Source organism: Anderseniella sp. Alg231-50 (genome assembly GCF_900149695.1).
Classification (GTDB): domain Bacteria; phylum Pseudomonadota; class Alphaproteobacteria; order Rhizobiales; family Aestuariivirgaceae; genus Anderseniella.
Genome location: NZ_LT703003.1, coordinates 2071359 through 2097107 on the forward strand (window position 1 = coordinate 2071359; position 25749 = coordinate 2097107).

At 58.1% G+C, this 25749-nt stretch carries 29 protein-coding genes; 21 read left to right on the top strand and 8 right to left on the bottom strand.

Annotation, left to right across the window (positions count from 1 at the left end; translation table 11 throughout):
- The first annotated feature begins 112 nt into the window (after positions 1–112).
- The 7 genes from DHN55_RS09760 to pmtA all read left to right on the top strand — a co-directional run bounded on the left by DHN55_RS09760 (position 113) and on the right by pmtA (position 5761).
- Complete coding sequence (locus tag DHN55_RS09760; protein WP_108881100.1) at positions 113–820, top strand: AIM24 family protein; 708 nt, start codon at positions 113–115, stop codon at positions 818–820.
- Between the two features lie 135 nt (positions 821–955).
- Positions 956–1723: an SDR family oxidoreductase gene (locus tag DHN55_RS09765; protein ID WP_108881101.1), complete on the top strand. Its 768-nt coding sequence runs from the start codon at positions 956–958 to the stop codon at positions 1721–1723.
- A 5-nt stretch (positions 1724–1728) separates the two neighbouring features.
- Positions 1729–2136, top strand: coding sequence for a dihydroneopterin aldolase (folB, locus tag DHN55_RS09770; protein ID WP_108881102.1), 408 nt, complete (start codon positions 1729–1731; stop codon positions 2134–2136).
- A gap of 8 nt (positions 2137–2144) precedes the next feature.
- Complete coding sequence (uvrC, locus tag DHN55_RS09775) at positions 2145–4127, top strand: excinuclease ABC subunit UvrC (RefSeq protein WP_108881103.1); 1983 nt, start codon at positions 2145–2147, stop codon at positions 4125–4127.
- Positions 4124–4738: a CDP-diacylglycerol--glycerol-3-phosphate 3-phosphatidyltransferase gene (gene pgsA, locus DHN55_RS09780; protein ID WP_337660119.1), complete on the top strand. Its 615-nt coding sequence runs from the start codon at positions 4124–4126 to the stop codon at positions 4736–4738. Before uvrC ends, pgsA begins: the two co-directional genes overlap by 4 nt.
- Complete coding sequence (moaD, locus tag DHN55_RS09785) at positions 4735–4986, top strand: molybdopterin converting factor subunit 1 (RefSeq protein ID WP_108881104.1); 252 nt, start codon at positions 4735–4737, stop codon at positions 4984–4986. The genes pgsA and moaD overlap by 4 nt, the downstream gene beginning before the upstream one ends.
- A 172-nt stretch (positions 4987–5158) precedes the next feature.
- Positions 5159–5761: a phospholipid N-methyltransferase PmtA gene (pmtA, locus tag DHN55_RS09790; RefSeq protein WP_108881105.1), complete on the top strand. Its 603-nt coding sequence runs from the start codon at positions 5159–5161 to the stop codon at positions 5759–5761.
- A gap of 88 nt (positions 5762–5849) precedes the next feature.
- Here the strand turns inward: pmtA and DHN55_RS09795 are convergent, their stop codons facing one another.
- Positions 5850–7487, bottom strand: coding sequence for a L,D-transpeptidase family protein (locus DHN55_RS09795; RefSeq protein ID WP_337660120.1), 1638 nt, complete (start codon positions 7485–7487; stop codon positions 5850–5852).
- 242 nt (positions 7488–7729) lie between these two features.
- Between DHN55_RS09795 and DHN55_RS09800 the strand changes: the two genes are divergently transcribed.
- Positions 7730–8215, top strand: a complete 486-nt coding sequence (locus DHN55_RS09800) for a fasciclin domain-containing protein (protein ID WP_108881107.1) — start codon at positions 7730–7732, stop codon at positions 8213–8215.
- Between the two features lie 109 nt (positions 8216–8324).
- Here the strand turns inward: DHN55_RS09800 and DHN55_RS09805 are convergent, their stop codons facing one another.
- Positions 8325–9218 (bottom strand): branched-chain amino acid aminotransferase, encoded by an 894-nt coding sequence (locus tag DHN55_RS09805; protein WP_108881108.1) that lies wholly within the window; start codon positions 9216–9218, stop codon positions 8325–8327.
- 138 nt (positions 9219–9356) lie between these two features.
- Between DHN55_RS09805 and DHN55_RS09810 the strand changes: the two genes are divergently transcribed.
- The 4 genes from DHN55_RS09810 to DHN55_RS09825 are packed head-to-tail and all read left to right on the top strand — an operon-like array spanning position 9357 to position 13017.
- Positions 9357–9887 (top strand): MarR family winged helix-turn-helix transcriptional regulator, encoded by a 531-nt coding sequence (locus DHN55_RS09810; protein ID WP_337660121.1) that lies wholly within the window; start codon positions 9357–9359, stop codon positions 9885–9887.
- Positions 9884–10585, top strand: coding sequence for a response regulator (locus DHN55_RS09815; protein ID WP_108881110.1), 702 nt, complete (start codon positions 9884–9886; stop codon positions 10583–10585). Before DHN55_RS09810 ends, DHN55_RS09815 begins: the two co-directional genes overlap by 4 nt.
- Before the next feature lie 56 nt (positions 10586–10641).
- Positions 10642–12024: an ATP-binding protein gene (locus DHN55_RS09820; protein WP_108881111.1), complete on the top strand. Its 1383-nt coding sequence runs from the start codon at positions 10642–10644 to the stop codon at positions 12022–12024.
- A 42-nt stretch (positions 12025–12066) separates the two neighbouring features.
- Entirely contained in the window at positions 12067–13017 is a 951-nt protein-coding gene (locus tag DHN55_RS09825; protein ID WP_108881112.1) for a lipase family protein, read from the top strand.
- Positions 13018–13043: 26 nt separating this feature from the next.
- On the opposite strand, the gene DHN55_RS09830 is transcribed toward DHN55_RS09825, so the two are convergent.
- From DHN55_RS09830 to DHN55_RS09850, 5 genes are all read right to left on the bottom strand, one after another.
- The gene (locus tag DHN55_RS09830; protein WP_108881113.1) at positions 13044–13382 is read right to left on the bottom strand and encodes a tRNA-binding protein; all 339 of its coding nucleotides are present in this window, start codon (positions 13380–13382) and stop codon (positions 13044–13046) included.
- Positions 13379–14095, bottom strand: coding sequence for a hypothetical protein (locus DHN55_RS09835; RefSeq protein ID WP_108881114.1), 717 nt, complete (start codon positions 14093–14095; stop codon positions 13379–13381). The genes DHN55_RS09830 and DHN55_RS09835 overlap by 4 nt, the downstream gene beginning before the upstream one ends.
- An 89-nt stretch (positions 14096–14184) precedes the next feature.
- On the bottom strand, positions 14185–15015 hold the full coding sequence (gene proC, locus DHN55_RS09840) for a pyrroline-5-carboxylate reductase (protein ID WP_108881115.1): 831 nt from the start codon (positions 15013–15015) through the stop codon (positions 14185–14187).
- A 4-nt stretch (positions 15016–15019) separates the two neighbouring features.
- Positions 15020–15520: a YbjN domain-containing protein gene (locus DHN55_RS09845; protein WP_108881116.1), complete on the bottom strand. Its 501-nt coding sequence runs from the start codon at positions 15518–15520 to the stop codon at positions 15020–15022.
- Between the two features lie 258 nt (positions 15521–15778).
- Positions 15779–16096: an accessory factor UbiK family protein gene (locus tag DHN55_RS09850; protein WP_108881117.1), complete on the bottom strand. Its 318-nt coding sequence runs from the start codon at positions 16094–16096 to the stop codon at positions 15779–15781.
- Positions 16097–16214: 118 nt separating this feature from the next.
- Here DHN55_RS09850 and lgt point away from each other — a divergent pair, with 118 nt between their 5' ends.
- The 8 genes from lgt (at position 16215) to DHN55_RS09890 (ending at position 23698) form a co-directional block, all read left to right on the top strand.
- Positions 16215–17051, top strand: coding sequence for a prolipoprotein diacylglyceryl transferase (lgt, locus tag DHN55_RS09855; protein ID WP_108881118.1), 837 nt, complete (start codon positions 16215–16217; stop codon positions 17049–17051).
- Positions 17048–18175 carry an SAM-dependent methyltransferase gene (locus DHN55_RS09860; RefSeq protein WP_108881119.1) on the top strand — a complete coding sequence of 376 codons (1128 nt, stop codon included), beginning with the start codon at positions 17048–17050 and terminating at the stop codon, positions 18173–18175. Before lgt ends, DHN55_RS09860 begins: the two co-directional genes overlap by 4 nt.
- Positions 18172–18933: a peptidoglycan editing factor PgeF gene (gene pgeF / locus DHN55_RS09865; protein ID WP_108881120.1), complete on the top strand. Its 762-nt coding sequence runs from the start codon at positions 18172–18174 to the stop codon at positions 18931–18933. The genes DHN55_RS09860 and pgeF overlap by 4 nt, the downstream gene beginning before the upstream one ends.
- Positions 18934–18942: 9 nt before the next feature.
- On the top strand, positions 18943–20094 hold the full coding sequence (locus tag DHN55_RS09870) for a M24 family metallopeptidase (protein ID WP_108881121.1): 1152 nt from the start codon (positions 18943–18945) through the stop codon (positions 20092–20094).
- 8 nt (positions 20095–20102) lie between these two features.
- Positions 20103–20552, top strand: a complete 450-nt coding sequence (locus tag DHN55_RS09875) for a GNAT family N-acetyltransferase (RefSeq protein WP_108881122.1) — start codon at positions 20103–20105, stop codon at positions 20550–20552.
- 29 nt (positions 20553–20581) lie between these two features.
- The gene (locus tag DHN55_RS09880) at positions 20582–21961 is read left to right on the top strand and encodes a hypothetical protein (protein WP_337660122.1); all 1380 of its coding nucleotides are present in this window, start codon (positions 20582–20584) and stop codon (positions 21959–21961) included.
- Positions 21962–22126: 165 nt separating this feature from the next.
- Complete coding sequence (locus tag DHN55_RS09885; protein ID WP_108881124.1) at positions 22127–23071, top strand: ribose-phosphate diphosphokinase; 945 nt, start codon at positions 22127–22129, stop codon at positions 23069–23071.
- Positions 23072–23095: 24 nt separating this feature from the next.
- A complete protein-coding gene (locus DHN55_RS09890) occupies positions 23096–23698 on the top strand; it encodes a DUF1989 domain-containing protein (RefSeq protein WP_108881125.1) in 603 nt (200 codons plus the stop codon).
- A gap of 107 nt (positions 23699–23805) precedes the next feature.
- Here the strand turns inward: DHN55_RS09890 and DHN55_RS09895 are convergent, their stop codons facing one another.
- A complete protein-coding gene (locus DHN55_RS09895) occupies positions 23806–24699 on the bottom strand; it encodes a hypothetical protein (protein WP_108881126.1) in 894 nt (297 codons plus the stop codon).
- A 334-nt stretch (positions 24700–25033) separates the two neighbouring features.
- Between DHN55_RS09895 and DHN55_RS09900 the strand changes: the two genes are divergently transcribed.
- Positions 25034–25723, top strand: coding sequence for a 50S ribosomal protein L25/general stress protein Ctc (locus DHN55_RS09900; RefSeq protein WP_108881127.1), 690 nt, complete (start codon positions 25034–25036; stop codon positions 25721–25723).
- The last annotated feature ends 26 nt before the right edge of the window (positions 25724–25749 follow it).

The following is a 25749-nucleotide window of genomic DNA, read 5'->3' on the forward strand; positions in this document are numbered from 1 at the left end:
GGGTAAACATTCGTCAAGCCTGTTGTCATTGCGCTACGACACATGGTTTAAGATGGTTTTGCAGGTTCGGACCGTGAAGCCAGCCTGCGCGGATTAGGGTCGGGTTTGGGCGATGACATTTCAGTCTATTGCAGACACAGTACATGAGCATGCAGCTGATGAAGCGGATTCCGCTGATCTGTCCTTTGTCGTGTCCGGCAAGCTCATGCAGCAATTGTCGGTAACGCTGAGGCCCGGTCGCCGGATGGTTGGCTGGGCACGGTCGGTTATCGCCCATGACAATGGTGTTATCCTGGAAGATGCCGGCAATGAAGCGCTGGTCATGGCGTGTAATGTCGGTGATGCCGATTCCCGGGTCATCCTGTCGCCCGGCGGCTCTGTCGGTGCATTTGACCTGAAGCAGCTGGCCGGACGCATTCTGCTGCCGCAGGAGAATTTTCTGGCCGTTGGCCCCGGCGTACGGCTACGGCCATACAGCCATATCAAGTCGCTGAAATCCGCCAACCGTCCTGACGGGCTGGTGTTGCTGCAGGCCGATGGTGAAGGCTGGGTGTTTACTGCTGCAACAGGCGAAGTATCCCATATCAAGCTTGGACCGGGAGAAATCCTGGCGGCGAGAGGCAGTGCCATAGCGGCGCTGGGCGCGACCGTGGTGATAGAAAAAGCATCCGAAAGTCATGGCGTTGCGGCTGACAACAAATTGAACGTGGCGATATTGCGCGGGCCCGGCAATGTGTGGCTGCAATCGATGCCCGCACCGGCAAACGCGCCACAGCCTGACGCCAAGCCCGGATCACCGATTGTGATCAGTTTCAACTGATGTCAGTTCGTTTCGGCGCGCCATGAGTTCAGCTGAACCCGCAAATCTGATCTGTCCGTCGTCTCGTTTCACACTGCGGGGTTTGCGTTGCGGTCGGGTGATTGCAAGGCGGATGATATTGGAAGCGATCGATTAATGGATGACGAGATGACGGGAACAGTCCTGATAACCGGTGCGGCGCGGCGTATTGGCCGGCACATGGCGCTGGACCTTGCAGATAAAGGCTGGGCAGTGGCGGCGCACTACAACACGTCAGCCGACGATGCCGATGAGCTGGTTGCGGAGATCGAGGCCAGAGGAGGACGGGCGGTCGCGGTGCAGGGCGATCTTTCGCTCAGTGGAGTGCCGGAACAGATAGTTGCCAGGTCCGCAGAGGCCCTGGGACCCTTGACATGCCTCATCAACAATGCGTCCCGGTTTGAGCCGGATGAGGCCGAAACCATGACGCAGGAAAGCTGGGACCTGCATCAGAACACCAACCTGCGCGCGCCGGTGTTTCTGGCCCAGGCCTTCGTTGCGCAGTTTCCCGGCGGCGCGCACGGCAATATCGTCAATCTCATCGACCAGTGTGTGCTGAAACTGAATCCAACGTATTTTTCCTACACGGCATCGAAGTCCGCACTGTGGACAGTCACGCGCACGCTGGCCCAGTCGCTGGCCCCGCGCATCAGGGTAAACGCCATCGGTCCGGGGCCTGCCCTGCCGCACGTGCGGATGAAAGAAGGCGATTTTGCCGAACGCACCGAGCAGACACTTTTGCAGCGCGGCACATCACCGGAAGAGATTTCGTCAGCATTGTCCTTCATTTTGTCGGCCCCGGCCTTGACCGGACAGATGATCGTGCTTGATGGTGGTCAGCATCTTGTCTGGCAAACGCCGGATGTCACGGACGCAAACGAGTAGGTGATATGGACAATAATCCGCGCCAGTTGGTTTCGGAGTATGCAGACGCGACGCACGGATTGCGGCATGTCTTCGTGCGTGATCTGGCACTGATCGCCATGGTCGGCATTTATGAACACGAGAAGCGGCATCCGCAGCGTATCCTGGTCAACATCGACTGTGCCGTGAAAGAACAGGGCGGCGCGCTGGAAGACGATATCAAGAATGTCGTCAGCTATGAAAAAGTGGTCAAGAACGTCAAGGCCATCGTGCAGGACGGTCATGTCAATCTGGTCGAGACACTTGCAGAAAAAATAGCCGACAAGGTGTTGAAGAACAGAGCGATCAAACGCGTCCGGGTGCGGGTCGAGAAGCTCGACATCATTCCCGAGGCCTCAAGCGTAGGCATCGAGATCGAGCGCGCGCGAGGCTGACGAAGCCGATGAACGATCCCCTGACTACGCAAGACGGTGAACCTGTCGAAGACGCTGTCGAAAGCGGCCCCGACGTGATCAAGCGGTTCGCAAAAACGCTGCCGGGCAGGCCGGGCGTTTACCGGATGTATAACCACAAGGGCGATGTGCTTTACGTGGGCAAGGCGCGCAACCTGAAGAATCGTGTCTCGAATTATACCCGCCTGGGCGGCCATACCAATCGCATTGCGGCAATGATCGCCAATACCTGCTCGATGGAGTTCGTGACCACCAAGACAGAGCCGGAAGCCCTGTTGCTGGAAGCAAACCTGATCAAGCGGCTGAAACCGCGCTACAATGTCATCCTGCGCGACGACAAGTCGTTTCCCTATATCCTGATCGCCAAGGATCACGACGTTGCCCAGATCACCAAGCATCGCGGCGCGCGTAATCGCAAGGGCAGTTATTATGGCCCGTTCGCATCAGCCGGCTCGGTAAACACCACCATAAACCTGTTGCAGAAGGCGTTCCTGCTGCGATCGTGTTCCGACAGTTATTATGAGAACCGCACCCGGCCGTGCCTGCTGTTCCAGATCAAGCGCTGTGCCGCACCATGCACCGGTGAGATTTCCGCAGATGGCTACAGTGAACTGGTGAAGCAGGCGGAAGCCTTTCTGTCCGGCAAATCCAACGCGGTGAAAACAGCCCTGGCCAAGCAGATGGAGGCGGCGTCGGAAGAGCTGGATTTTGAGCGTGCGGCGGTTTGCCGTGACCGGATTTCAGCGCTCAGCCATGTCACCGCGTCGCAGGGAATCAATCCGCAGGGCGTGGCAGAAGCTGACATTTTTGGCCTGGCACAGGAGGGGGGGCAAACCTGCATTCAGGTGTTTTTCATCAGGGCGGGGCAGAACTGGGGCACGCGTGCCTACTTCCCGCGCGCCGATAAATCCGTTGAACCGGCTGATGTGCTGGCTGCCTTCATTGCCCAGTTTTACGATGACAAGCCGGTGCCGCGCCAAATCATGCTGTCCTCGGATGTCAGCGAACTTGATCTGTTGCGCGACGCGCTTTCGACCAAGGCGGGCCGGAAGGTGGAGGTTCTGGTGCCGCAGCGCGGGGAGAAACGCGAACTGGTGCAACATGCCATGACCAATGCGCGTGAGGCGCTGGGCCGCAAACTGGCTGATACGTCATCCCAGAAGAAATTGCTGGAAGGGGTGAAGAACGTGTTCGGGCTGGAGCGCATGCCGCGGCGCATAGAGGTCTACGACAATTCGCACATCCAGGGCACCAATGCGGTCGGCGGCATGATCGTGGCCGGGCCGGAGGGGCTGGCCAAAGCGCATTATCGCAAATTCAACATCAAGACCGAGCAGGATACCGGCGGCGACGATTTCGGCATGATGAAGGAAGTTCTGACACGGCGGTTTTCACGCCTCCTGAAGGAGCATGGCGACCGTCCTGCGAACACCGGAGAGGACTTGCCGGCCAGCGACGACACCAGTGGTGATGACATGAGTGCCGATGACACGAGTGCCGATGACACCAGCGTCGGCACGTGGCCGGATCTGTTGTTGATTGACGGCGGCAAAGGCCAGCTTTCGGCGGTCCAGGACGTTTTGAAGGAGTTGGGCATCAAGGACGTGCCGGTGGCCGGTATCTCCAAGGGGCCGGACCGCAATGCGGGCCGCGAGCAGTTCCATATTTCGGGGAAGGCGCCTTTCATGCTCGAACAACGTGACCCGGTGTTGTATTATGTGCAAAGGTTGCGCGATGAAGCACACAGATTTGCCATCGGCACACATCGGGCCAAGCGAGCCAAGGCGGCGCTTGCCAATCCTCTTGACGAGATTGGCGGCATCGGACCAGGACGCAAAAAGGCACTGCTTCGCGCCTTCGGATCGGCCCGCGCGGTCTCCGGCGCATCGGCGGCTGATCTCGAGCAGGTTGAAGGAATCAGCAAAAGTCTGGCAACTGCCATATACGGTTATTTCCACGAGGGCGAAACTTGAGCGCTGGCGCTGACAAAATCAGGCATCCGAACCGGCGCGGCAACGTTGCCACCTGGTTGCCCAATATCCTGACCTACCTGCGAATTGCCGCGGTGCCGGTGGTGGTGGGCCTGCTGATCTATGGCGGCGACACCAATCACTGGATCGCGGTGGCGATTTTTATCTTCGCTGCCATCACCGACTTCCTTGACGGATACCTGGCCCGCATCTGGGAACAGCAATCCTCGCTGGGCAGAATGCTGGACCCGATCGCCGACAAGCTGCTGATTGCGTCAGTTCTGCTGGCGGTGACGTATACCGGTGAGATCAAGGGCGTGCATATCTGGGCGGCAATCATCATATTGTGCCGCGAAATACTGGTATCGGGCCTGCGGGAATTTCTCGCCGAAATCAAGGTGTCCGTTCCGGTGACCCAACTGGCCAAGTGGAAAACCACCTTCCAGATGATCGCCATAGGGTTTTTGATTGTCGGGCCTGCCGGTGACAAGGTATTTCATCATACCTCCACGATCGGGCTGACGTTTTTGTGGATTGCCGCCGTTGCAACGCTTTACACAGGCTATGATTATTTCCGCGCCGGCGTGAAGCATGTCATGGAAGAAGACGAATGAAGGTTATGTATTTTGCCTGGGTGCGGCAGCGCACCGGCACGGGCGAGGAAATGATCGAGGTACCAGCGGATGTAAGCACTGTCGCTGATCTCGCGGCGCATCTGGCGACCCGCGATGAAGGCTATGCTGCCGCGTTTGCTGATATGCGTGTTATCCGTGCAGCGCTGGACCAGGAGCATGTGGCGCTTGACCATCCGCTCGGTGATGCACGCGAAATTGCATTTTTTCCACCGGTCACGGGTGGATGACACGGCATCATCCGTGTACAATTCTTGCCACGGTTTAAGGTTAGGTCTGGATGATATGGCTCGAGTCCGTGATGGTGACTCGGGTCCAGCCAGTGCAGTCTGCAAACACGATACAGCACCGACCTGGGCGGACCAGCTCGGCACCGGCTGACATAAAAAAGGGGAAACGCTCGTGGCCAATCGCATGGCAAGGCATGTTGCCAATCGTTTTGACGAGGAAATCCGGTTCTTCAAGACTTGGATCGACAAGCCCAAGGCTATGGGCGCGGTGTTGCCGACAAGCAGCGTAACCGCAAAGCGCATGGCAAGCCTTATCAGCCCGGGGTGCGATGATCCGGTGCTTGAACTCGGTCCCGGCACAGGTGTCATAACCAAGGCAATCCTGGCGCGTGGTGTAAAACCGGCCAAGCTGTTTTCAGTCGAGTATACCGAAGCGTTCATTCCGCAACTGATGTCGGATTTCCCCGGGGTGAACATACTCCACGGCAACGCTTTTCGCCTGGACGATGTGTTGCCCGATATGGGTGAAAGCAGGTTCGACACCATCATATCCGCCATCCCGATGCTGAATTTTCCGGTCAAACAAAGGGTCGAACTGCTGAACGAACTGTTTGACCGGCTCAATCCGGGGCGTCCGATCGTACAGATTTCCTATGGCCCGGTCTCGCCGATACCGCCTGACTGGCAGACCTACTCGGTCGAACCGTTTGACTGGATGGTGCGCAACATACCGCCGGCACGGCTATGGGTGTTTCGCCGGATACTTGCTGCTTAGATCAGGCTGATGTGGTCGACTGAGCCTGCTCTCTTGCCGCGATCCGGCAACACCGCACGCTGCTCAATCCGACTTGCGACGGAAATCTTCAATGATTGTCCGCCTCGGCAAACCTGCCGCCGGTCAGCAGGTGTTCAGCCAGTGTCTCATCACGGCCATAGATGTCACGCCGGAAGTTGGTGGTGCCATCCTTGTTTACCCAGGCCGTAATATAGGTGATGTACACCGGCACCTTCTTTTTCAGCTTGACGATGCGCCGCTTGCCGGACGCTATCTGATTGTTGATCTTGTTCAAGGTCCAGTTCTGCTTTCCAAGGATAACTTCTGCCAGCTTCGTCGGGTTCTGCACGCGCATGCAGCCGTGGGAAAACACGCGCAAATCCTTTTTGAACAGGCTCTTTGACGGGGTGTCGTGAATGTAGACATTGTATTTGTTGGGGAACATGAACTTGATGCGGCCGAGCGCGTTCTTGTTGCCGGTATCCTGTCGCAGCCGGAACGGCATCCGGCGCATGCCGGCCCAGTTGACCGTGTAGGGATTGACCACCTTGCCTGACTTGTTGAGCACGCGAATGCTCTGCCGCTGCAGATATCCGGGGTCTTTTTTCAGCTTCGGCAGATATTCCCTGTTGGCGATTGAAGACGGCACATTCCAATACGGGTTGATAACCAGATAGCTCATCTCCTCGGTAAATACAGGTGTCTTGTGATAGGTCTTGCCGACGACAATCCGGGCGGTGTGGATGGTCTTGCCGTTATTGACCACTTTCAATTCCTGGTCGGCCAGATTGGCAAACACGTAGAAGCCGCCAGGCTCGCGATCAAGCCAGCGCCGGCGTTCCAGGTTGACCTCCAGCTGCCTGATGCGCTTGGCGACGGGTATGTTCATCTGTTTCAGGGTCGTGGGGCCGATAACACCGTCATCGGTCAGGCCATGACGGCGCTGGAATTTCTTTACCGCGGCAACGGTCACTTCATCATAGGCATCGTCGACCGGCCGGGTTGCCGGATCCATGTCGCCGGTGGTCATGAGAAATTCACGCAGGATCGGCAGGCGCACATCTTCCTTGCCGGGCTTCATGGCCTTTCCGGGAGGGATGGTTGCCCAGCCGCCGGCCGCAGCGATTGCGCGGTACTCTTTAAGCTTCGCAACCAGCCGGTGATAGCGCTTGTCCTGCGGCATGAGGGTCTGGATGTAGGGCAGCAGGTCATCTGCCTTTTCAGCACCATCGAGCAGGTAGGCCGCACCCAGCTCGCGAACCTTGATGTCATTGTCGCGGGTGACATCTTTTGGCGAAACACGCCCGCGCGTCAGGTCGCGGGCCATATCGATAAACGCACTGGTCAGCAGCATTTCCAGTTCGGCCAGGGCACGCGGATGCGGATCACCGATCAGGGCGCGAATATCGGCCAGCCGGTATTTGAACTCGCGAAGTCCGTGGTTTTCGATATTGCCCAGAAACTGCAGCAGCATGCGGCCTTTGGTCTTCATGCCGTTGTCGCGCACCCAGATGGGCTTGAAGGAGCGGTCGGAATAGTAGGTGAAAACCTGGATCAGTCGGTCATCGTCGTCCAGGGAGCCGATATTGCTCTCGCCGTTGATGATGATTGATTCAATCGTCTTGCCGACAACTTCGTTGCCTGCTGCGTGGGCCGGCAGCCTTGCCAGCGAAATGCATGCTGAAAGTGTCAGAGCGAAAAGCAGGAAGTGAGCGAACGACCGCATATTGGAAATCTCCATCTTTGCCCCCGATGTGAGCCAGTATAACGTCGTTAAACCAAATTAGAACGGTGAAAAATTCAATTTGGTTCACGCATATTTTTGTGACCGGTTACCGGAGATCTGAACAGCCTTGGCATGAGTAAACAGCGGCACGATCAGCCGACGCAATGATGCAACCGGGTGATCATGCCCGCCAGCCGTATGGTCGGCCCGGGTCAACCTGACTGAAAATGGGAGAACAAATTATGCGCAAAGCAACTCTTGGTATCGCCGTGGCACTCGGCCTTATGACGGGCTCGGCACAGGCTGCAAACATTGTCGAAGTCGCTCAGGGCGCCGGCACTTTCAACACGCTGATCGCCGCGGCCAAGGCTGCCGGCCTTGCCGGTGCACTTGCAGAGGGTGACAACCTCACCGTTTTTGCACCAACCGACGAAGCCTTTGCGGCGTTGCCGGCGGGCACGGTGGAGAACCTGCTGAAACCTGAAAACAAGGATCAGCTGGCAGCCGTGCTGTCTTACCATGTGCTGCCGCGCAAGCTGATGTCCAATCAGTTGCCCGGCCGCACCATTCACGTGCGCACGATCAAGTCTTCCGGTGACCGCACGCTGGCCGTCAGCAAGTCGTCCTCAGGTGTCACCGTAGACCAGGCCAATGTCATTACTGCCGATATTGCAGCATCAAACGGCGTTGTGCACGTGATCGACAAGGTCATGCTGCCCGACAGCTAGGCAATCGGCCTGTTGTTCTGATCAGGTGACACAATGAAACAGTGGCGCGGCCGGATGACCGGCTGCGCCACGTCTTTTTGGCAAACACTGCTGGCCGGGTTGAAAACCGCTACTCGGCGGCAGCCACCTTTGGCTGCACCGCGCTGGTGTAGTCGTTCATCAGCGTCGTCGTAATGTCGCCGACGGTGAAACTGTAGGGTCCGATTTCAGACACCGGTGTTACCTCGGCAGCGGTTCCGACGATAAAGCATTCTTCAAAGTCGGCCATTTCCTCCGGCATGATGACGCGCTCGTTGATCTTGATCTGGCGAGTGCGAGCCAGTTCCATGACGGTTTGGCGGGTAATGCCGTTCAGGAAACAGTCCGGTGTCGGTGTGTGCAGTTCGCCATCCTTGATGAAGAACACGTTTGCACCGGTTGCCTCGGCCACCTGGCCGCGATAGTCGAGCATCAGTGCATCGGCATAGCCTTTGCGTTCGGCTGCATGCTTCGACAAGGTGCAGATCATGTAGAGACCGGCTGCTTTCGCTTCACAAGGAATGGTTGCAGGATCGGGACGCCGCCACTTTGCCATGTCCAGCCGGATGCCCTTGAGGCGCTCCTCGGCATCGAAGTAGCTCGGCCACTCCCAGATCGCGATGGCAACATTGATCTTTGTGGTCTGGGCCGATACGCCCATCATTTCAGACCCGCGCCAGGCGACCGGGCGTACATAGGCATCCTGCAACCCCTGACGGGCCAGCAACGCCTTGCAGGCATCGTCTATTTCAGCAACCGTGTAGGGAATTTCCATGTCGAGGAATTCTGCCGAACGGAACAGGCGTTCAGTGTGTTCGGTGAGCTTGAAAATTTCACCGCCATAGGCGCGTTCACCTTCAAATACCGATGACGCATAATGTAATGCGTGGGACAATACGTGCAGTTGTGCAGCAGACCACGGTACAAATTCACCGTTCAACCAGATATCACCATCACGTTGATCAAAAGGCAGTGACGCGGCCATGGCTGGCGCTCCTCATGTGGCCGGTATCGAATCCTGAATTCACCTACCGGGGTTGTCATTACTAACGCGGATATTCAAAAAAATCGATTATGGCACTAACAACAGCCGTAATTTATGTCAATATAGCTGACATAAATCGTGATAGCCAATACGGATCCGGAAATGACTTTTGCCATGGACGCACAGGCAGACGAGAACTCTGTAGAGCGGAAAGTTTCGCGCGACGCCGTTATTGAACTGATCGAGCTGTTGTATTTCGGCTACCGTGACTTCACCTCGGATCCGGATGTGTTGCTGCTGGATTTCGGGTTTGGCCGGGCGCATCACCGTGTTGTGCATTTCGTAGGCCGCAATCCTGGTATCAGCGTGGCAGAGCTGCTTGATATCCTGCGCATCACCAAGCAGAGCCTGGCGCGGGTGCTGAAGGAACTGGTCGAACGCGGGATCATTGAGCAGCGGTCCGGGAATGCTGACCGGCGAAGGCGGCTGCTGCATCTGACTGCGGACGGCGTTTCGCTGCACGACAGGCTGATGCAACCGCAAATTGAACGGGTACAGGCGGCAATCAGACATGCAGGCGGTGATGCCGCGCCGGTTTTCCAGCAGATATTGTACGGCCTGATCGATGAGGATGAACGCGACCGGGTGGAAAAGGTGGTCAGTCCATGACCGGGCCGCTCGATGATCTGCCACATGTGCTGATTGTTGATGACGACAAGCGGCTTCGTGAATTGCTGGGGTCGTTTCTGTCGGCTAACGGATGCCGGGTGTCTGCGGTGAGTGGGGCAGCCGAGGCACGCCTGCATATGCAGGGCATGTCGTTTGACCTGCTGGTGCTGGACGTGATGATGCCGGACGAAACCGGTCTCGACTTTGCAGGATCACTGCGTGCGGCCGGCAATGACGTGCCGATACTGATGTTGTCGGCGCGGGCCGAAATAGAACACAGGATCGAAGGCTTAAGCGCTGGTGTCGATGATTACCTGACCAAGCCGTTTGAGCCGCGCGAGTTGCTGCTGCGGGTGCAGGCCATCCTGAAGCGCCATGCGCTGGCGCTACCTGCCAGCACGGAAGTGGCGGAAGTGAGTTTCGGCGCATTCTCGTTCAACCTGTTGCGGGGAGAATTACGCCGGGGCGGCCAGATTGTGCATTTGACGACACGCGAGCGCGACATATTGCGCATTCTGGCGCAACGCGCCGGCGAGCCTGTGGCCCGCGCAGATATTATCGAACCGGCCCAGGAAGACACGAACCGGGCGGTGGATGTGCAGATCAACCGGCTTCGGCGCAAGATTGAGGATCAGCCTGCCATGCCGGTTTATCTGCAAACCGTGCGTGGACATGGTTATACTTTGCACGTGGACTAGGGTCGCGACCCTGGGCGCACCTGCACACGTTGAGTGTATTTTGAAAGGTTTTTCACATGTCGGCCATTGCCAGCCGCGACGATACTCCGCTTGAAAAGCGTACCCTGTATTGGCATTTCAACCGGTTTCTTGAACGCTATATGCCGGAGCGGCTGTATCAGCGCTCGCTGATCATTGTCATAGCACCGGTTGTGTTGTTGCAGGGCCTGATGGCCTGGGTGTTTCTCGACCGGCATTATGAAACCGTGACTAAATCCCTGTCGCAGTCATTTGCGCGTGACGTGTCGCTGGTTGTCAAAACCTGGGACAACAGCCCGCGTACGGAAGCTGACCTGGCCAAGGTTCTGGCCATGGCCAACGAAGATCTGGCGCTGGGCCTGACGGTGGAGAAGAAATCCGAGCTCCCGCCGGCGACCAACAAACCGTTCCTGTCTTCAGTGCACCCCAAACTGGTGCGCTATCTGGAAGGTGGTGTGGCGCTGCCTTTATGGGTCGATACCGTTGGCAGCAGCGGCTATGTCGATGTACGGGTTCTGACGCCTGACGGGTTCGTGTTCCGGTTCCTCACTGACCTGGACAGGGCACATGCATCCACCACCCCGATTTTCATTGCCTGGATGATCGGCGGTTCGCTGTTCCTGTTGCTGATTGCCGTGGTGTTCCTGCGCAACCAGATCAAGCCGATCGTCAAACTCGCCAACGCGGCGCAGAGTTTCGGCATGGGCAGGGACGTGCCTGACTTCCGCCCCGACGGGGCAGCCGAGGTGCAGTCTGCCGCGCGCGCGTTCCTGAAGATGAAATCGCGCATCGAACGCCATGTCGAGCAACGAACCGCCATGCTGGCCGGTGTCAGCCATGACCTCAGAACCATACTCACCCGGTTCAAGCTGGAGCTGGCGTTGCTGGAAAAGTCACCGACCGTGCATGCCCTGTCGGACGATGTCGGCGAGATGCAGCGCATGCTGGAAGGCTATCTGGCATTCGTGCGCGGCGATGGCGGTGAGCCGACGGCGGCGACCGAGATCGTCGACCTGCTCGGCGACGTGGCCGATGACATGAGCCGGTCAGGCCATCCGATTGTGCTCAACACGCCGCGCAAGTTGATTGTGGCCTTGAAACCGGATGCCTTCAAACGCTGTGTCGGCAACCTGGTGCAGAATGCGTCACGGTTTGCCAGCCAGGTCGAGATCACGGCGGTGCATGACGGCGATTACCTGAGAGTGGTGGTGGATGACGATGGCCCGGGAATTCCGCCGGAGCAGTATGATGAGGTTTTCAAGCCCTTCGTCCGCCTCGATGTCGCCCGCAACCAGGATTCCGGCGGCACCGGGCTCGGCATGGCCATTGCACGCGACATAGCCCAGAGTCACGGCGGCGACATTGCTTTGTCTCCGTCGATGCTGGGTGGCTTGCGCGCGGAAGTCCGGATACCAATCTGATGATCATGGCGTGCAGATGCCGCAACAGTTCAGGAGTTCAATGTGTCTGTCCCAAAGTATAGTTTTTCCCTGTTCATCCTGACATTGCTGCTGGTCATATCGCCATCGGACCGTTCACCGGCCGGTGCGCAGGCCGCGCCGCCGCTGGATTTCAGGCTGATCTACAGGGCGGCTCAACTGGCCAGCCATGCCTATGATAAAAGGTCGAAAATACTGGTCAGGTATGGGGCGAGAATCACCCGGGTGGCGACGCCCGGCAAGACCAATGTGCAGTATGTCCTGCTGCACGATCACCAGCGCCGAATACAAATCATAGCTGTTCGAGGAACGGTGGACGACACCAACTGGAAACTCGACAGGGACAAGAGAATTGTTCGCGACGGCAGGTCGGGTGTGATGCTGCACCGTGGTTTCCGGCGCGCTGCCGACACCATATTCGACGACGTCAGGCAACGGCTCAGACCGGACTACACCACTTACCTGACGGGGCATTCGCTGGGTGGGGCGGTGGCGGCAATTCTGGGGATCTATCTGTGGGATGAAGAGGCGCTCAGGCTCGGCGGGATCTATACGTTCGGGCAGCCTAAATTCACCAATTTGCAGGGCGCCACGGCTTACAGGAACCTGCCGATCTTGAGAGTTGTATACCAGAATGACACCGTGCCGCTATTGCCTGACCAGACCCGAGGAGACAAGCAGCAGTTTGTCCATATCGGTCCGGTTCTCAATCTCCTGACCGGCCCTTACTATCTGTATGGCACGGCAAAGCAGGCGACGCAGTTTTCAAAGCGGTCTTTCCGGAAAATGCTGTTCCAGATCAGTTTGCCCGATCACAAGATGAAGTGGTACCTGCAGAGCCTGCGCGATAAGCAGGACGGTACCAGGCGTGTCCGCTTCAGGGACCGAAACAGGCATATTACACGGCACAAGTACGGCTCCGGCGTGGATACCGCGCTTCCCAAGCGGCAGTACAATTTCAATCACCACAATTGATGTGTGGTTGCGGGGTTCGATGCGCCCTAGTGCAGCCGTGAACCGTTCGGCGCGTCCTTGTCTATGCCGACCAGGATGACATCACCATTGTTGTCGGCGAAACCAAGTGTCAGCACCTCCGACATGAACGGGCCGATCTGGCGCGGCGGGAAGTTGACCACGGCAGCCACCTTGCGTCCGGCCAGGTCTTCGCGCGAGTAGTGGACGGTTATCTGCGCTGATGACTTCTTGACGCCGATCTCGTCGCCAAAATCAATCTTCAGCTTGTATGCGGGTTTGCGGGCTTCCGGAAAATCCGACACTTCGATAACTGTGCCAATGCGGATGTCGACCTTCATGAAATCGTCGAAGGTAATGGTCGTCATGGGGTCGTCGTCTCCGATGTGGGCGCTTCCGGTGCCGGAGGCGGCGGGGTGGCAGAACCGGCCTTGTCGTGTTCATGCGATGACGACGGGCCGCGGCGGGCTTTCATAAACCCTCGCGCCAGGCTGGACAAGGCGGTTGCCAGTGTCATTGGGGCTTCAAGCCGCTTGATCCAGTCCGCGCCATCGCGCAGGGAGCGGTCCAGCTGTGCCATGGTGCGCGCAAGCCCGGCATCGTCGTCATTGGCCCACACTTTCAGGGTGCGCACGTAGACCAGCGCCAGGCCTGTGGTTTTCACGGCGCCGCGCAGACCGGTGTCTTCAATGCCGGCTGCCGACAAGACCCAATCCTGGGATTGCATCATGGAACCGGCCAGGCGGGCATAGTCGGGCAGGGAGGCTGCAGGTGCTTCAACCATCGACCGGATGGCGGCCTTGTCGCCGTCCATCAGTTCCAGGCGGCGCATGAGAATGTCGAACACCCGGTCATGGGCAGAACCGGATACAGGCTCGGTTTCCAGGGAAGCCAGCATTTTTGCATCAAGCTGCCGGCCATAAAGCTGCAGGATGTCTGCCTTGCCGCCGATAACACCGGCAAGGTCTGCCAGCGACAGATCAGCTTCAGCGGCAATATCTGCCAGTTTGACTTCGCTCCACGGCCGGGTGGCAGCCAGTCGAAATGTAGCACTTACAATAGCGTTCTCGCGTTCTTCCATGACAAGGCTCCTGTTGGCTCCGTCTACCAGCTTTTCAGACTGCAATGTGGAAACGATGAACACAAGCGGGCGGATTGGCGCGTGCTGTTTTAACCGGCCAGTTCGCGGGAGCGTTTTTCAGCTTCGGCGGTTGCCCTGATCATCAGCTGCTTCATGCCGTCCGGATCAGCCATCAGGACCTGCAGCGCTGCATGGGTGGTGCCCTTGGGAGAAGTGACGTTCTCGCGCAGTTCCCCTGCGGGCGTGCCGGTGGCGCGCATCAGCTCGCCGGCACCGGCAACAGTGGCACGCGCCAGTTGCTCTGCAACATCTGCCGGCAAGCCCAGCTGCAGGGCTGCTGCCGTCATGCATTCGGTCATGTAGAAGATATAGGCAGGCCCGGAGCCTGAAATGGCAGTGCAGGCGTCAATCAGCGCCTCATCTGATACAGTGACCACCTCGCCCAGAGACGCCAGCAGTGCCATTGCCAGCTCGGACTGTGCCGATGACACGCCGTCGCTTGCCGCCATGGCTGTGATGCCGCGGCCAACGGCGGCGGGCGTATTGGGAATGGTGCGGATGACCGGTGTCGTGGCACCAAAGTGCTGCCGGAAAGCAGCAATCGTCTTGCCTGCCACAACGGAGACAACCAGCGGATTGTCTTTGGCGAGAGCCGCCATGGCCGGCAGTACTTCGTCGACCATTTGTGGTTTTACCGCGACCAGGATGGCCTCGACACCGCCGACTCTCTCGATGGGCGGGTTGTGACTGATTGAATGCTGCGCAATCACCGTCATGGTTTCAGGCGGCGGGGCAGGGTCAAAAATTGTTACCTGGTCACCGGTTACGCCTGCTTCCAGCCAGCCTTGCAGCATTGCTGTTCCCATCTTGCCGGCACCGATCAGGACGAGACGTCCTGAAAGATTTGGAGTGACGGACATGGAATCAGGCCTCTCCGACGGTTTCCAGAAGGCTGGACCGGATGGCGTCTTCTGCTGTCTTGCCGGCCCAGATGGCATACTGGAATGCCGGGAAATACCGTTCGCACGCGTCAAGTGCCGTATGTACCAGCGCCTCGCACTGGGCTTCGTTGAGGTCGGCCTGGCCGGTCAACAGCAACGAATTGCGGAACATCAGCGATCCTTCATTGCGCCACACATCAAAGTGGCCAAAGAACAGCTGCTCGTTGATCAGCGCCACGAGCCGCACGATTTCGTCGCGCCGGCCTTCAGGCACCTTCAGATCAAACGAACACGCCAGATGCAGGCCTTCAAGCTGGGCATTCCAGTTGAGCGACAAATGCAGGTCCGTCCACGAACCGGCAACGATCATGTTGATTTCGTCATCGGCTGAACGGTCGACGAACCATTCATTGCGTGAAGCCAGCAGCTCCACTGTTTCCAGTGGATGAGCCAGATCATGCTTTATTGCCAGTGCTGCCGTCATATTCGTCGCTCCAAAGGCAACCTGTGTTCACCTGAACACATCTAGTTGCTCGACCATCCAGTAACTGAGCATCTTGTCTGGAATCAGGTGATCCTGTTTCGCCTCAAGATGCTGCAGTGTTGAATCGCTGCACGACGCAACGAATCAAGTCGTGTACAGAAATTGACGAATGTTCCGCTGCGCCGCAAGAGTCGGCGGCAATAAGCTGTGATTCCTCCACACTGCAATGGGGATAAATCACATTTCAGCGCATAGAATTCACTTCTTGGCTGTGGAAGACTTTGTAGCAGCTTTCTTTTTTGCAGCCGGTGCCGGTTTTGATTGCAACGTTTCCAGCTTCGTCTCCAGCTCTGCAATGCGGGCGCGCAGTGCTTCATTTTCCGTGCGTGCCATGCTGGCCATGTCGCGTACAACGTCGAATTCCTCACGCTGCACAATCTGTATGTCCGCCAATACCCGCTCGATCTGCGCCTTGACCAGATTGTCCACCTCGCGCCTGGCGCCTTGCGCCGCACCGGCGGCATTGGTCATTACCTTGGCTAGTTCGTCAAAGAAACGTGAGGACGGGCTTGTCATATTTCAGGTGTCTCGGCTGTTGGAAACCAGTGTTGTATCCTTTAGGTAGGGTGCAGCGAAGGCTTTCGCAAGCCTCTTGCACCTGAACCGATGACGCAACCTATCCGGCGGTCTCTTAATGCCCACTTTGTTTGCCATTCCCTTTCCGGTGATTGATCCGGTGGCGCTGTCGCTCGGCCCGCTGGAAATCCGCTGGTATGCGCTGGCCTATGTGGTCGGGCTGATGGGGGCGATCTGGTATGCCAAGCGGCTGGTCAGCAATGAAGCATTGTGGCCCGGTGCGAAGCCGCACACCTCACCGGCGCAGCTTGACGATCTGCTGTTGTGGTCGACCCTTGGTGTGCTGCTGGGCGGCAGGCTGGGCTATGTGCTGTTCTACAACCCAGCCTACTTCGTGCAAAATCCATCCGAGATCCTGCAGATGTGGAATGGTGGCATGTCATTCCATGGCGGGTTTCTGGGCGTCGTCGTTGCGTGCTATTTCTACGGTCGCCGCCATGGCATCGGCATGTGGCAGCTATTGGACCTGGGCGCTGCCAGTGTCCCGATCGGGTTGTTTCTCGGGCGCCTGGCAAACTTCATCAACGCGGAACTCTACGGCAAGGTGACAGACGTGCCCTGGGCCATGGTATTTCCCGGAGGCGGCCCGGATCCGCGCCACCCGAGCCAGCTCTATGAAGCGGGCCTTGAGGGTATTCTGCTGTTTCTGGCGGTTCGGGTTGCCACTCACCGGATGAAATGCCTGCCGCGCGCAGGCGTGGCGTCCGGCGTGTTTGCAACAGGTTATGCGGCGTCGCGGATCATCGTGGAATTTGCCCGTGAGCCTGATGCCCATATCGGCTATCTGACGGGCGGCTGGCTGACCATGGGCATGGTATTGTCACTACCGCTGCTGGGTGTCGGCATCTGGTTGCTGGCAAGGTCAAGACCATCAAAATCCGGGAGCACCGCATGAGCAAACCGAAACCTGAGACAGTTGAGCGCCAGTCCGCGCTTGGCACCGTCATTGCCGACATGATCGCGGCTGACGGGCCTGTGCCGGTGGACCGCTACATGGCGCTGGCGCTGGGTCACGAACGCCACGGGTATTATATGGGCCGCGATCCGTTTGGCCGGGCCGGAGATTTCATTACCGCGCCTGAAGTATCACAAATGTTCGGTGAACTGGTCGGCATATGGTGTGCTGCGGGCTGGCAGATGATGGATGCACCGGCGGAGTGGAACCTCATCGAACTTGGACCGGGCAGGGGTACACTGCTGGCCGATCTGGTTCGTGCCTGTTCGGTCATGCCGGGCCTGCGCGACGGCATGAAGGTCCACCTGGTTGAAACGTCACCGGCACTGAAGACAATGCAAGGCGAGACGCTCAAACGTGCAGGAATAGACGCCACCTGGCATGATCGGCTGGAAGATGTGCCGGACGGACAATCGCTGATCATTGCCAACGAGTTTTTTGATGCGCTGCCGGTGAGCCAACTGCAAAAACAGGCCGGCCACTGGCATGAGCGTGTTGTCGGATTGGGGCAGGATGGCAAGCTGGCATTCGGTGTTGCCAGCGATCCTGTCGCACCGGCGCTTGTGCCGCCATGGGCTGCACCGGGGGCAGATGGCGATATTGCCGAGTTTTCGCCGGCCCGCGATGCCGTGGCGCGCGAGATCGGCCGTCGCATTACCAGGGACATGGGTGCAGCGCTTATCATCGACTACGGCCATATGCGCTCGGCGGCGGGCGACACACTGCAAGCCATTCGCAAGCACCAGTTCGCCGATGTACTGGCCCAGCCCGGTGAAGCCGACATAACTTCTCATGTGGACTTTGAAGCGCTGACAGCGGCGGTAACCGCTGATGGTGCGAAACCCTACGGCCCGGTCATGCAAGGTGACTTCCTGATCAAGATGGGCCTGAAGGAGCGCGAAGAGATGTTGCGCGTGCGTGCCGATGCCCGGCAGCGTATTCGCCTGTCGAAAGGCGCGCAAAGACTGGTGTCCGGCAACCAGATGGGGCAATTGTTCAAGGTGCTGGCGGTAACCCATCCCGACATGCCAAAGCCTGCCCCTTTCAACGTGGAGCCAGCATGATCGAAGCTTCAGGCCTTTCTTCCATAAGCGGCATAAGACACGGGTTCTTCACCCGCGAAGGTGGCGTATCCGACGGCATCTACGGATCGCTGAATGCAGGCTTCGGGTCCAGCGATGACGGAGCCAGGGTAGCGGAGAACCGGCGCCGGATTGCCGCTCAGCTGAGCGTGGACGCTGACAGGCTGCTGACCATTCACCAGTGGCACAGTGCAGATACTGTACATGCCGACAAACCCTGGAATGTGCGCCAGCCCCCGGAAGGTGATGCGGTGGTAACCGACAGGCCCGGAATTGCAGTTGCGGTCCTGACGGCTGATTGTACACCGGTTTTGTTCAGTTCGGGTGACGGTCAGGTGGTCGGCGCGGCGCATGCCGGATGGAAAGGTGCAATCGGGGGTGTGCTGGGGTCAACCGTCGCGCGCATGAAAGATCTGGGCGCGAAGGACATTCACGCCGCGGTCGGGCCGACCATCAGCCAGTTGAACTATGAAGTTGGGCCGGAGTACCGGGCTCAGTTTGTCGAACGCGATGCGGCATCGGAACGGTTTTTCATCCCGTCGGCAAAACCTGAACACTTCATGTTTGACCTGCCAGGGTTTGTGCGAACCCGCCTGGATGATCTGGAGCTGGCATCAATCGAGGATACCGCGCTGTGCACCTATGCCGACGAGCAGCGGTTCTTCTCGTACCGGCGTACGGTTCATCGCGGCGAGGGGGACTACGGCCGCCAGCTTTCAGCTATTTGCATCAAGGAATAGGCAACACTCATGGCACTGCATTTTGAAAACAAGGAATACAAGGCCCGGCAGAAGAAGGTCATCAGGGAACTGGAGGCACGCGGGCTGGACGGACTGCTGATGTTTCAGCAGGAGTCCATGTATTACCTGACCGGCTATGACACGTTCGGGTTCTGTTTCTTCCAGTGCCTGTATCTCGGGACGGACGGCAAGATCGCGCTGTTGACCCGGTCTGCGGATCTGCGCCAGGCGCAACACACCTCAACCATTGAAGACATCCGCATCTGGACGGATGAAGCAGGTGCTCGGCCCGCCGTGCAACTGCGCGACATGCTGGACAGCCTTGGTGCGAAAGGCAAGAAACTGGGCATCGAGAATGAATCCTATGGTCTGGTGCATTCGAACGGGCTGGCGGTCGATGCAGCGCTTGGCACCTGGTGCAAGCTTTCCGACGCATCCCGGCTGGTGGACGCTATCCGCAGCGTGAAGTCCGACGCCGAGCTGAAATATGTGCGCAAGGCGGGCAAGCTGGGCGATGCCGCGCTCAAGGCTGCCATTGAAGCAACCCATGCCGGGGCTGACGAAGGCGACATTCTGGCAGCACAGCATGCGGCTATTTTTGCCGGTGGTGGCGACTACCCGGCCAATGAGTTCATCATCGGGTCTGGCCGCGACGCGCTTTTGTGCCGGTATAAATCCGGCCGGCGCAAGCTGTCGAAGCGTGATCAGCTGACTCTCGAATTTGCCGGGGTCTACCGCCACTACCACGCGGCATACATGCGTACATTCATTGTCGGAGAGCCGAAAAAGCAGCACATCTCTATGCATGCCGCAGCACTTGAGGCGCTCAAGGCGGTGGAAGATGTGATGAAGCCCGGCAAGACAGCCGGTGACGTGTTCGACGCGCATGCGCGCGTCATGGATGAACACGGCCTAGCGCATGCGCGGCTCAATGCGTGCGGGTATTCGCTGGGCGCGAAGTTCACGCCCAGCTGGATGGACACGCCGATGTTTTTTCACGGCAATGAGTTCCAGATCAAAGCCAACATGACTTTTTTTGCGCACATGATCCTTGTAGATTCGAAGACCAATACGGCGATGACACTGGCTCGTACCTACATTACCGGGCGCGGTGCGCCGGAACCGGTCTCCAGATATCCATTGAAAATGATCGTCAGATAGGAACAGACATGGCCTACTCAGTCCGGGCGTTGCAGGCAGATGACAAACCGCGCTGGCGTGAATTGTTTGACGGCTATTTGCGGTTTTACGAGTCTTCGGTGCCGGAAGAGACCATCGAACTGACATTTGAACGTCTGCTGGGCGATGGTGAATGGGATCCGTCCGGTCTTGTGGCAATCAATGCCGACGGACAAATCGACGGTATCACCCATTATGTGTTTCACCGCTCCACCTGGTCGGCAACGGTCTACTGTTACCTGGAAGACCTGTTCGTGGATCCGGCAGTTCGCGGTGGCGGCGCCGGGCGCGCATTGATCAATGCGGTCTATGATGCAGCCGATGCAAAAGGCGCTACACGTACCTATTGGGCAACTCAGGAATTCAACTACAAGGGCCGAATGCTGTACGACAAGGTCGCTGCCAAATCACCTTTCATTCAGTATCGCCGGCCGGTCTGAGACAAGGCGGGTGTCTTGCGGTGCAGGGCATGATTAAGGCACATTGTATCGGCGAGGTCAGACGACATGCAGGCTGGGACATGATGCGGGTTGCAGACAGGCACGGATGGGCGCGGACAGTAGCGGGTATCACCGCGCTGCTGGCCACCTTGATGTTGCTTGCTGCCTGTTCGGCAAGCCCCAATCAGCCGTTTGCGAAATCCTCGCTGGACGCAGGAGGCGGGTCAGGCCGCATCCCGCCCACAATTGCCATTATTGCGATGAACGGTGTGCCTCCCGCCAGGGCCGGTGTACTGGCGGATGCCCTGGCCGAAGAGGCGGGCAAGCGCGACATTGCCATTGTGCAGGGAAATTTTTCCGATGGGTACCAGCTGGCCGGCAATTTCCAGGCGGTCTTTGAAGGGGGCGGCGTCAGGGTTATCTACACTTGGGTGCTGACCGGAAATACCGGTGGCGAACTGCACCGGATCAACGGGCAGGAACTGGTGGCAGCTCCCAATGCCGACCCGTGGGCGGGCGTGTCGGACATTATCCTGAAACGCATGGCGTCGGTCACCGCAGAAAGCCTGTCGACCAAGCTGGCACAGCTGGGCTTCAGGGTCAGGCAGGCAGGTGTTATGCCGCCGACCCACACTTTTGCGCAAGCCGGTCCGGGTGCTGAAAGGGAACTTGACCTAGAGACCTATCATGGTGCCGGATCAGCACTTGCAAGAGCGGCGATCACGCCCGATGAACTATACACGCTGACACCGGAAGAACTGGACGAGCGACTGACCGTTGTGGCCCGCAAGCAGGCGCAGGAGCGATTGCGGGATGCAGGCGTCAATTCGCTCGATGAGCTGATGGGCGAAACAGATGAGGCAACCGAGTCGGCAGAGCCAACCGAGACGGTGAAAACATCCAGAGGGTCAGGAAAAGCATCCAGGCTGGCGGACCGCGCATCACCGACTGTGGATCGCGAGCAGCTTGCCACTGCAAGACCGGCGCCGGATGCAAAAACCGATCTCGGCGACATGCAGGCATATGCGGATACATCTGCGCGTGGCGGGATAGACAAGGTGGCCCTTGTCGGGGTGACCGGATCGCCAGGGCGCGGCAATGACGAGCTTTACCGGGCCATGCGCAAGGTGTTGCGTGATGCAGGCTGGCCGGTGGTGAACAAACCGGGCAAGACGGCCCTGTCGATTTCGGGCCGGGTTGCGCTCACCGCACCCAAATCAGGCGTGCAGCAGGTGAAACTCGCCTGGGCCGTCACCCTACCGACAGGCAAGGTGCTCGGCACCGTACGGCAGGCCAACGACGTTCCGGCCGGCTCGCTCAACAAGGGCTGGGGACAGACGGCCGGTTATGCGGCAGAGGCCGCTGCTGAAGGTATTTTCAATCTCGTTGAGCAGGTGCGCGGCAAATAAACGGCATTTGCCGGCCAAAATTGTCATCTTCATGTGGAATTGCGGAAATCTGTGGTTGGCAGACCGCCATCCAAGGTTGTAAGAACCTTGTGATTAAGGGCTGGATCAGCTGGAATTCCCGCACAAGCAATAACCGGGAACCGGCGTCACAGGGCGAACGTCGTAATGAAACTCGTTTCGGGTAATTCCAACCGGCCATTGGCGGAAGCCATTGCCGCCTATCTCAACCTTCCTTTGACCAAGTGCTCAGTGCGGCGGTTTGCCGACATGGAAGTGTTTGTCGAGATTCAGGAAAATGTCCGCGGTGAGGATGTGTTCGTGGTGCAGTCCACGGCCTTTCCCACCAATGACCATCTGATGGAACTGTTGATCATTATCGATGCGTTGCGCCGTGCATCGGCCAAGCGCGTGACGGCTGTCGTGCCGTATTTCGGCTATGCCCGGCAGGACCGGAAACCCGGTCCGCGGACGCCAATCTCAGCCAAGCTGGTCGCCAACATGATTGAGCGCGCCGGCGCAGACCGGGTGCTGACCATTGATCTGCACGCCGGCCAGATTCAGGGCTTCTTCGATATTCCGACAGACAACCTTTATGCGGCACCTGTCATGGTGCGTGACATCAAGGACAACAAGGACAAGTTTTCCGGCACCGAGGTGTGCGTCGTTTCTCCCGATGTGGGTGGTGTGGTTCGAGCGCGCGCACTTGCCAAGCGCATCGGAGCGCCGCTGGCCATTGTGGACAAGCGCCGCGAACGCGCCGGTGTTTCCGAAGTCATGAACATCATCGGCGAGGTCTCGGGCATGTCCTGTATCCTGGTAGATGACATTGTCGATTCCGGTGGCACATTGTGCAACGCCGCCGAAGCCCTGCTGGATGCAGGCGCAACAGATGTGTCGGCCTATATCACCCATGGAGTGCTGTCCGGCGGGGCAGTGGCGCGCATTACCGCGTCCAAACTCAAGCAACTGGTGCTGACGGACAGTATCCAGGCGACAGAGGCGGTGCGCGTGTCGCGCAACATTCGCGTCATCACCATGGCAAGCCTGATTGGTGAAGCCATCAAGCGTACCGCACTTGAAGAGTCGGTTTCCAGCCTGTTTGACGACTGATGCCCTGACTGCCAGTCTGGCGGCATGAACCCTGCCATCATCCACAGTGAGACGATTCCCGCCGGTGCGCCGTGGTCGCGGGTGATCGATAAGTCGCAACGGTTGCGCATTGTCGATAGCCATGGGGCGCAGGCTGTTGATTTTCTGTGTTATTGCGCGGCAGACCCGGCTGAGCGCTATCACGCGCCCAATACCATCAAGAAGGCCGGCACCATCACGCTGACTGCGGGTCATGCGCTGTATTCCGATAAAGCGCGTAAACTGTTTTCCATCGAGGAAGACAGTTTCGGCGGCCATGACACCATTGGCGGCTGTTGTTCGAAACCATCCAATGAAATGCTTTACGGTGTCGGTAATGACGGCTGCCGGGAGAATTTCCTGACAGCCCTTGCTGGACACGGGCTGGGCTGGAAGGACATCGTACCCAATGTCAACTGGTTCATGACCGTGCCTGTGGACACGACGGGCGGGGCGCATGTAGCGCTGGGCACATCGCGTGCGGGAGACTTCGTGACGCTTCGTGCCGAGATGGATGTGCTGGCGGTGATTTCCAACTGCCCACAGGTGCTGAATCCGTGCAACAACTTCAATCCGACAGACATAAAAATCGAAGTGCTGGCGCCTTGAACTGAAAATCCCCGGACGCCTGTTCAGGCACCCGGGGCAGTTTCAGGGAGGTTTACTCACTCACGGTTGTTACTTACCAGGCGTTTCAGGCCTGTAATGCTGTTTGACTATGATGTTGCGTCAGTACATCCAATTGCAAAGTCTGGTGTATCAAGTGTTGCGCCCTGGCGATCAACCGTCAGGCGGTCACCGGAGAACGAGTAGGATGTCCCAACCATGATGGTGTGATCATCCCTGTCGGCTCCGTCAAATGAGCAATTTTCACGGAATGTACCCCGATAGCCGATATAGATCGGGGTATCACCGATGACAGGCATGCCAGTCAGGAGAAAGTCATACCGGGCCTTCACCGAAAAGGTTTCCATGTCGCCAGTTAACGCGCTGACATAATCTATGTTGATGTAGGTGCCTTCCAGCTGGATGCGGCTGTCGCTGGTCGGGAAATAGCGCACCACGCCACGGGCAAAAAACCCGTCGTCAAGACCAAGACCACCAAAATCATTGACGGTGTCGACATAACCGCCCTGGCCATACAAGGTTATGTTGTCAATATATATCTGGGCTTCACCGCCCACAAAGCGATGATCCTGGCGAAAGCTGCCGCCACCCAAAATGCCGGCGTCAACAGATCCCATGCCACCGAACGCGCCAAACAGGCCGCGCGACGGATCGCGCCAGCTGCCATGAGTGGCGAACTGGTAGGAAAAACGTGGTCCGGCTGCATCATTGTTAATTGCCGATTCCGTGGCGTATGTGTTGTACTCGTACTTAACGTCGGACTGGATCGAGATATTCTCGCCAAGCGGCAGGCTCAAAAGGCCCTCGCCGCCATTGGTAAACACCGTGTCGTCATCAGTGCCGTCGTCAATGAACTGGACGCCCGCCCAGCTATCCACAACGCCGGATACAATCAGGCCCAGATCACGCTCGAAATCTGCTGCACCGGCCGGGCCGGCAAACGCAAAAAGCGCAACGGATGTTGCCAAAAGCGTCTTTTTCATCACGAAAACCCCTGCAAAACATCAACTGGTCTCATAATAGGCAGATTCCCCAGCTTCCGCACAGTCACGTTTGAGTAGTACACGCAGTTTTTTGAAAAGTGTGACATTTGAGCCACAGTGCGTCTGCGGACAAATTGCCGGACCATGCCCGGCAAGGCGGCATTTATGTCGCGGTGCGGTACATGTTGCGTACCGGCGCTGCTTTATGTATAAGCCCGCAATCCGTTGCCGGGCTCGTTCACCCCTGGAGGAGATCTCCGGCAGGATACAGGTTGGCGCGTCAACAGTTGACGCGCCGTGATTTTACCACTTGCACGACAGCAGGAGACAGACGATGGCACAGACCGTCATACTGAACGCTTCGGTGCGCGAACGGGCCGGCAAGGGGGCCGCCCGTGCAGTCCGCCGCGAAGGCCGCGTACCCGCCGTAATCTACGGCGACAAAAAAGACCCCCAGACCATTTCCATGGACTACCGTGAATTGATGAAACAGGTGCAGACGGGTCGTTTCCTGTCAACACTTGTCGACATCGATGTTGACGGTACCAAGGTTCGCACCATCCCGCGCGATGTGCAGTTTGATCCGGTTCGCGATTTTGTCGTGCACGTTGATTTCCTGCGGCTTGGCAAAGGCGCGCGTATTGCGGTTGAAGTTGCGATCAACTTCCTCGGCGATGACGACAGCCCGGGCCTCAAGCGCGGCGGTGTGCTGAACGTGGTTCGGCACAGTGTCGAGATCATGTGCCCTGCCGATGCAATTCCTGAAAGCTTCGACATGGACATTTCGGAGCTGGATATCGGTGACGGCCTGCATGCCACCGACTTGACCCTGCCGGAAGGCATGACCTTCACCATCACCGATCGCGACTTCACCATTGCTACCATCGCCGCACCCTCTGGTGGCGCCGAGGATGAGGAAGAAGCAGTTGAAGGCGAAGAAGGTGCTGAAGGCGAAGAAGGTGCAGAAGGCGAAGAAGGTGCAGAAGGCGCCGACGGAGCCGCTGGCGAAGGCGGCGAAGAGTAATCTCTTCGCCGGGCCTTTCCGGTTCA

Bases quoted from the DNA above. Each gene is read 5' to 3' on its own strand.
- DHN55_RS09820 (WP_108881111.1), top strand. From the start codon at position 10,642: ATGTCGGCCATTGCCAGCCGCGACGATACTCCGCTTGAAAAGCGTACC.
- DHN55_RS09845 (WP_108881116.1), bottom strand. From the start codon at position 15,520: ATGACGGCAGCACTGGCAATAAAGCATGATCTGGCTCATCCACTGGAA.
- uvrC (WP_108881103.1), top strand. From the start codon at position 2,145: ATGAACGATCCCCTGACTACGCAAGACGGTGAACCTGTCGAAGACGCT.
- lgt (WP_108881118.1), top strand. From the start codon at position 16,215: ATGCCCACTTTGTTTGCCATTCCCTTTCCGGTGATTGATCCGGTGGCG.
- DHN55_RS09900 (WP_108881127.1), top strand. From the start codon at position 25,034: ATGGCACAGACCGTCATACTGAACGCTTCGGTGCGCGAACGGGCCGGC.
- DHN55_RS09870 (WP_108881121.1), top strand. From the start codon at position 18,943: ATGGCACTGCATTTTGAAAACAAGGAATACAAGGCCCGGCAGAAGAAG.
- DHN55_RS09815 (WP_108881110.1), top strand. From the start codon at position 9,884: ATGACCGGGCCGCTCGATGATCTGCCACATGTGCTGATTGTTGATGAC.
- DHN55_RS09835 (WP_108881114.1), bottom strand. From the start codon at position 14,095: ATGGAAGAACGCGAGAACGCTATTGTAAGTGCTACATTTCGACTGGCT.
- DHN55_RS09880 (WP_337660122.1), top strand. From the start codon at position 20,582: ATGATTAAGGCACATTGTATCGGCGAGGTCAGACGACATGCAGGCTGG.
- DHN55_RS09830 (WP_108881113.1), bottom strand. From the start codon at position 13,382: ATGACGACCATTACCTTCGACGATTTCATGAAGGTCGACATCCGCATT.
- DHN55_RS09885 (WP_108881124.1), top strand. From the start codon at position 22,127: ATGAAACTCGTTTCGGGTAATTCCAACCGGCCATTGGCGGAAGCCATT.
- DHN55_RS09800 (WP_108881107.1), top strand. From the start codon at position 7,730: ATGCGCAAAGCAACTCTTGGTATCGCCGTGGCACTCGGCCTTATGACG.
- DHN55_RS09860 (WP_108881119.1), top strand. From the start codon at position 17,048: ATGAGCAAACCGAAACCTGAGACAGTTGAGCGCCAGTCCGCGCTTGGC.
- pgeF (WP_108881120.1), top strand. From the start codon at position 18,172: ATGATCGAAGCTTCAGGCCTTTCTTCCATAAGCGGCATAAGACACGGG.
- DHN55_RS09895 (WP_108881126.1), bottom strand. From the start codon at position 24,699: ATGAAAAAGACGCTTTTGGCAACATCCGTTGCGCTTTTTGCGTTTGCC.
- DHN55_RS09795 (WP_337660120.1), bottom strand. From the start codon at position 7,487: ATGCGGTCGTTCGCTCACTTCCTGCTTTTCGCTCTGACACTTTCAGCA.
- proC (WP_108881115.1), bottom strand. From the start codon at position 15,015: ATGTCCGTCACTCCAAATCTTTCAGGACGTCTCGTCCTGATCGGTGCC.
- DHN55_RS09760 (WP_108881100.1), top strand. From the start codon at position 113: ATGACATTTCAGTCTATTGCAGACACAGTACATGAGCATGCAGCTGAT.
- folB (WP_108881102.1), top strand. From the start codon at position 1,729: ATGGACAATAATCCGCGCCAGTTGGTTTCGGAGTATGCAGACGCGACG.
- DHN55_RS09875 (WP_108881122.1), top strand. From the start codon at position 20,103: ATGGCCTACTCAGTCCGGGCGTTGCAGGCAGATGACAAACCGCGCTGG.
- DHN55_RS09850 (WP_108881117.1), bottom strand. From the start codon at position 16,096: ATGACAAGCCCGTCCTCACGTTTCTTTGACGAACTAGCCAAGGTAATG.
- DHN55_RS09765 (WP_108881101.1), top strand. From the start codon at position 956: ATGGATGACGAGATGACGGGAACAGTCCTGATAACCGGTGCGGCGCGG.
- moaD (WP_108881104.1), top strand. From the start codon at position 4,735: ATGAAGGTTATGTATTTTGCCTGGGTGCGGCAGCGCACCGGCACGGGC.
- DHN55_RS09890 (WP_108881125.1), top strand. From the start codon at position 23,096: ATGAACCCTGCCATCATCCACAGTGAGACGATTCCCGCCGGTGCGCCG.
- DHN55_RS09805 (WP_108881108.1), bottom strand. From the start codon at position 9,218: ATGGCCGCGTCACTGCCTTTTGATCAACGTGATGGTGATATCTGGTTG.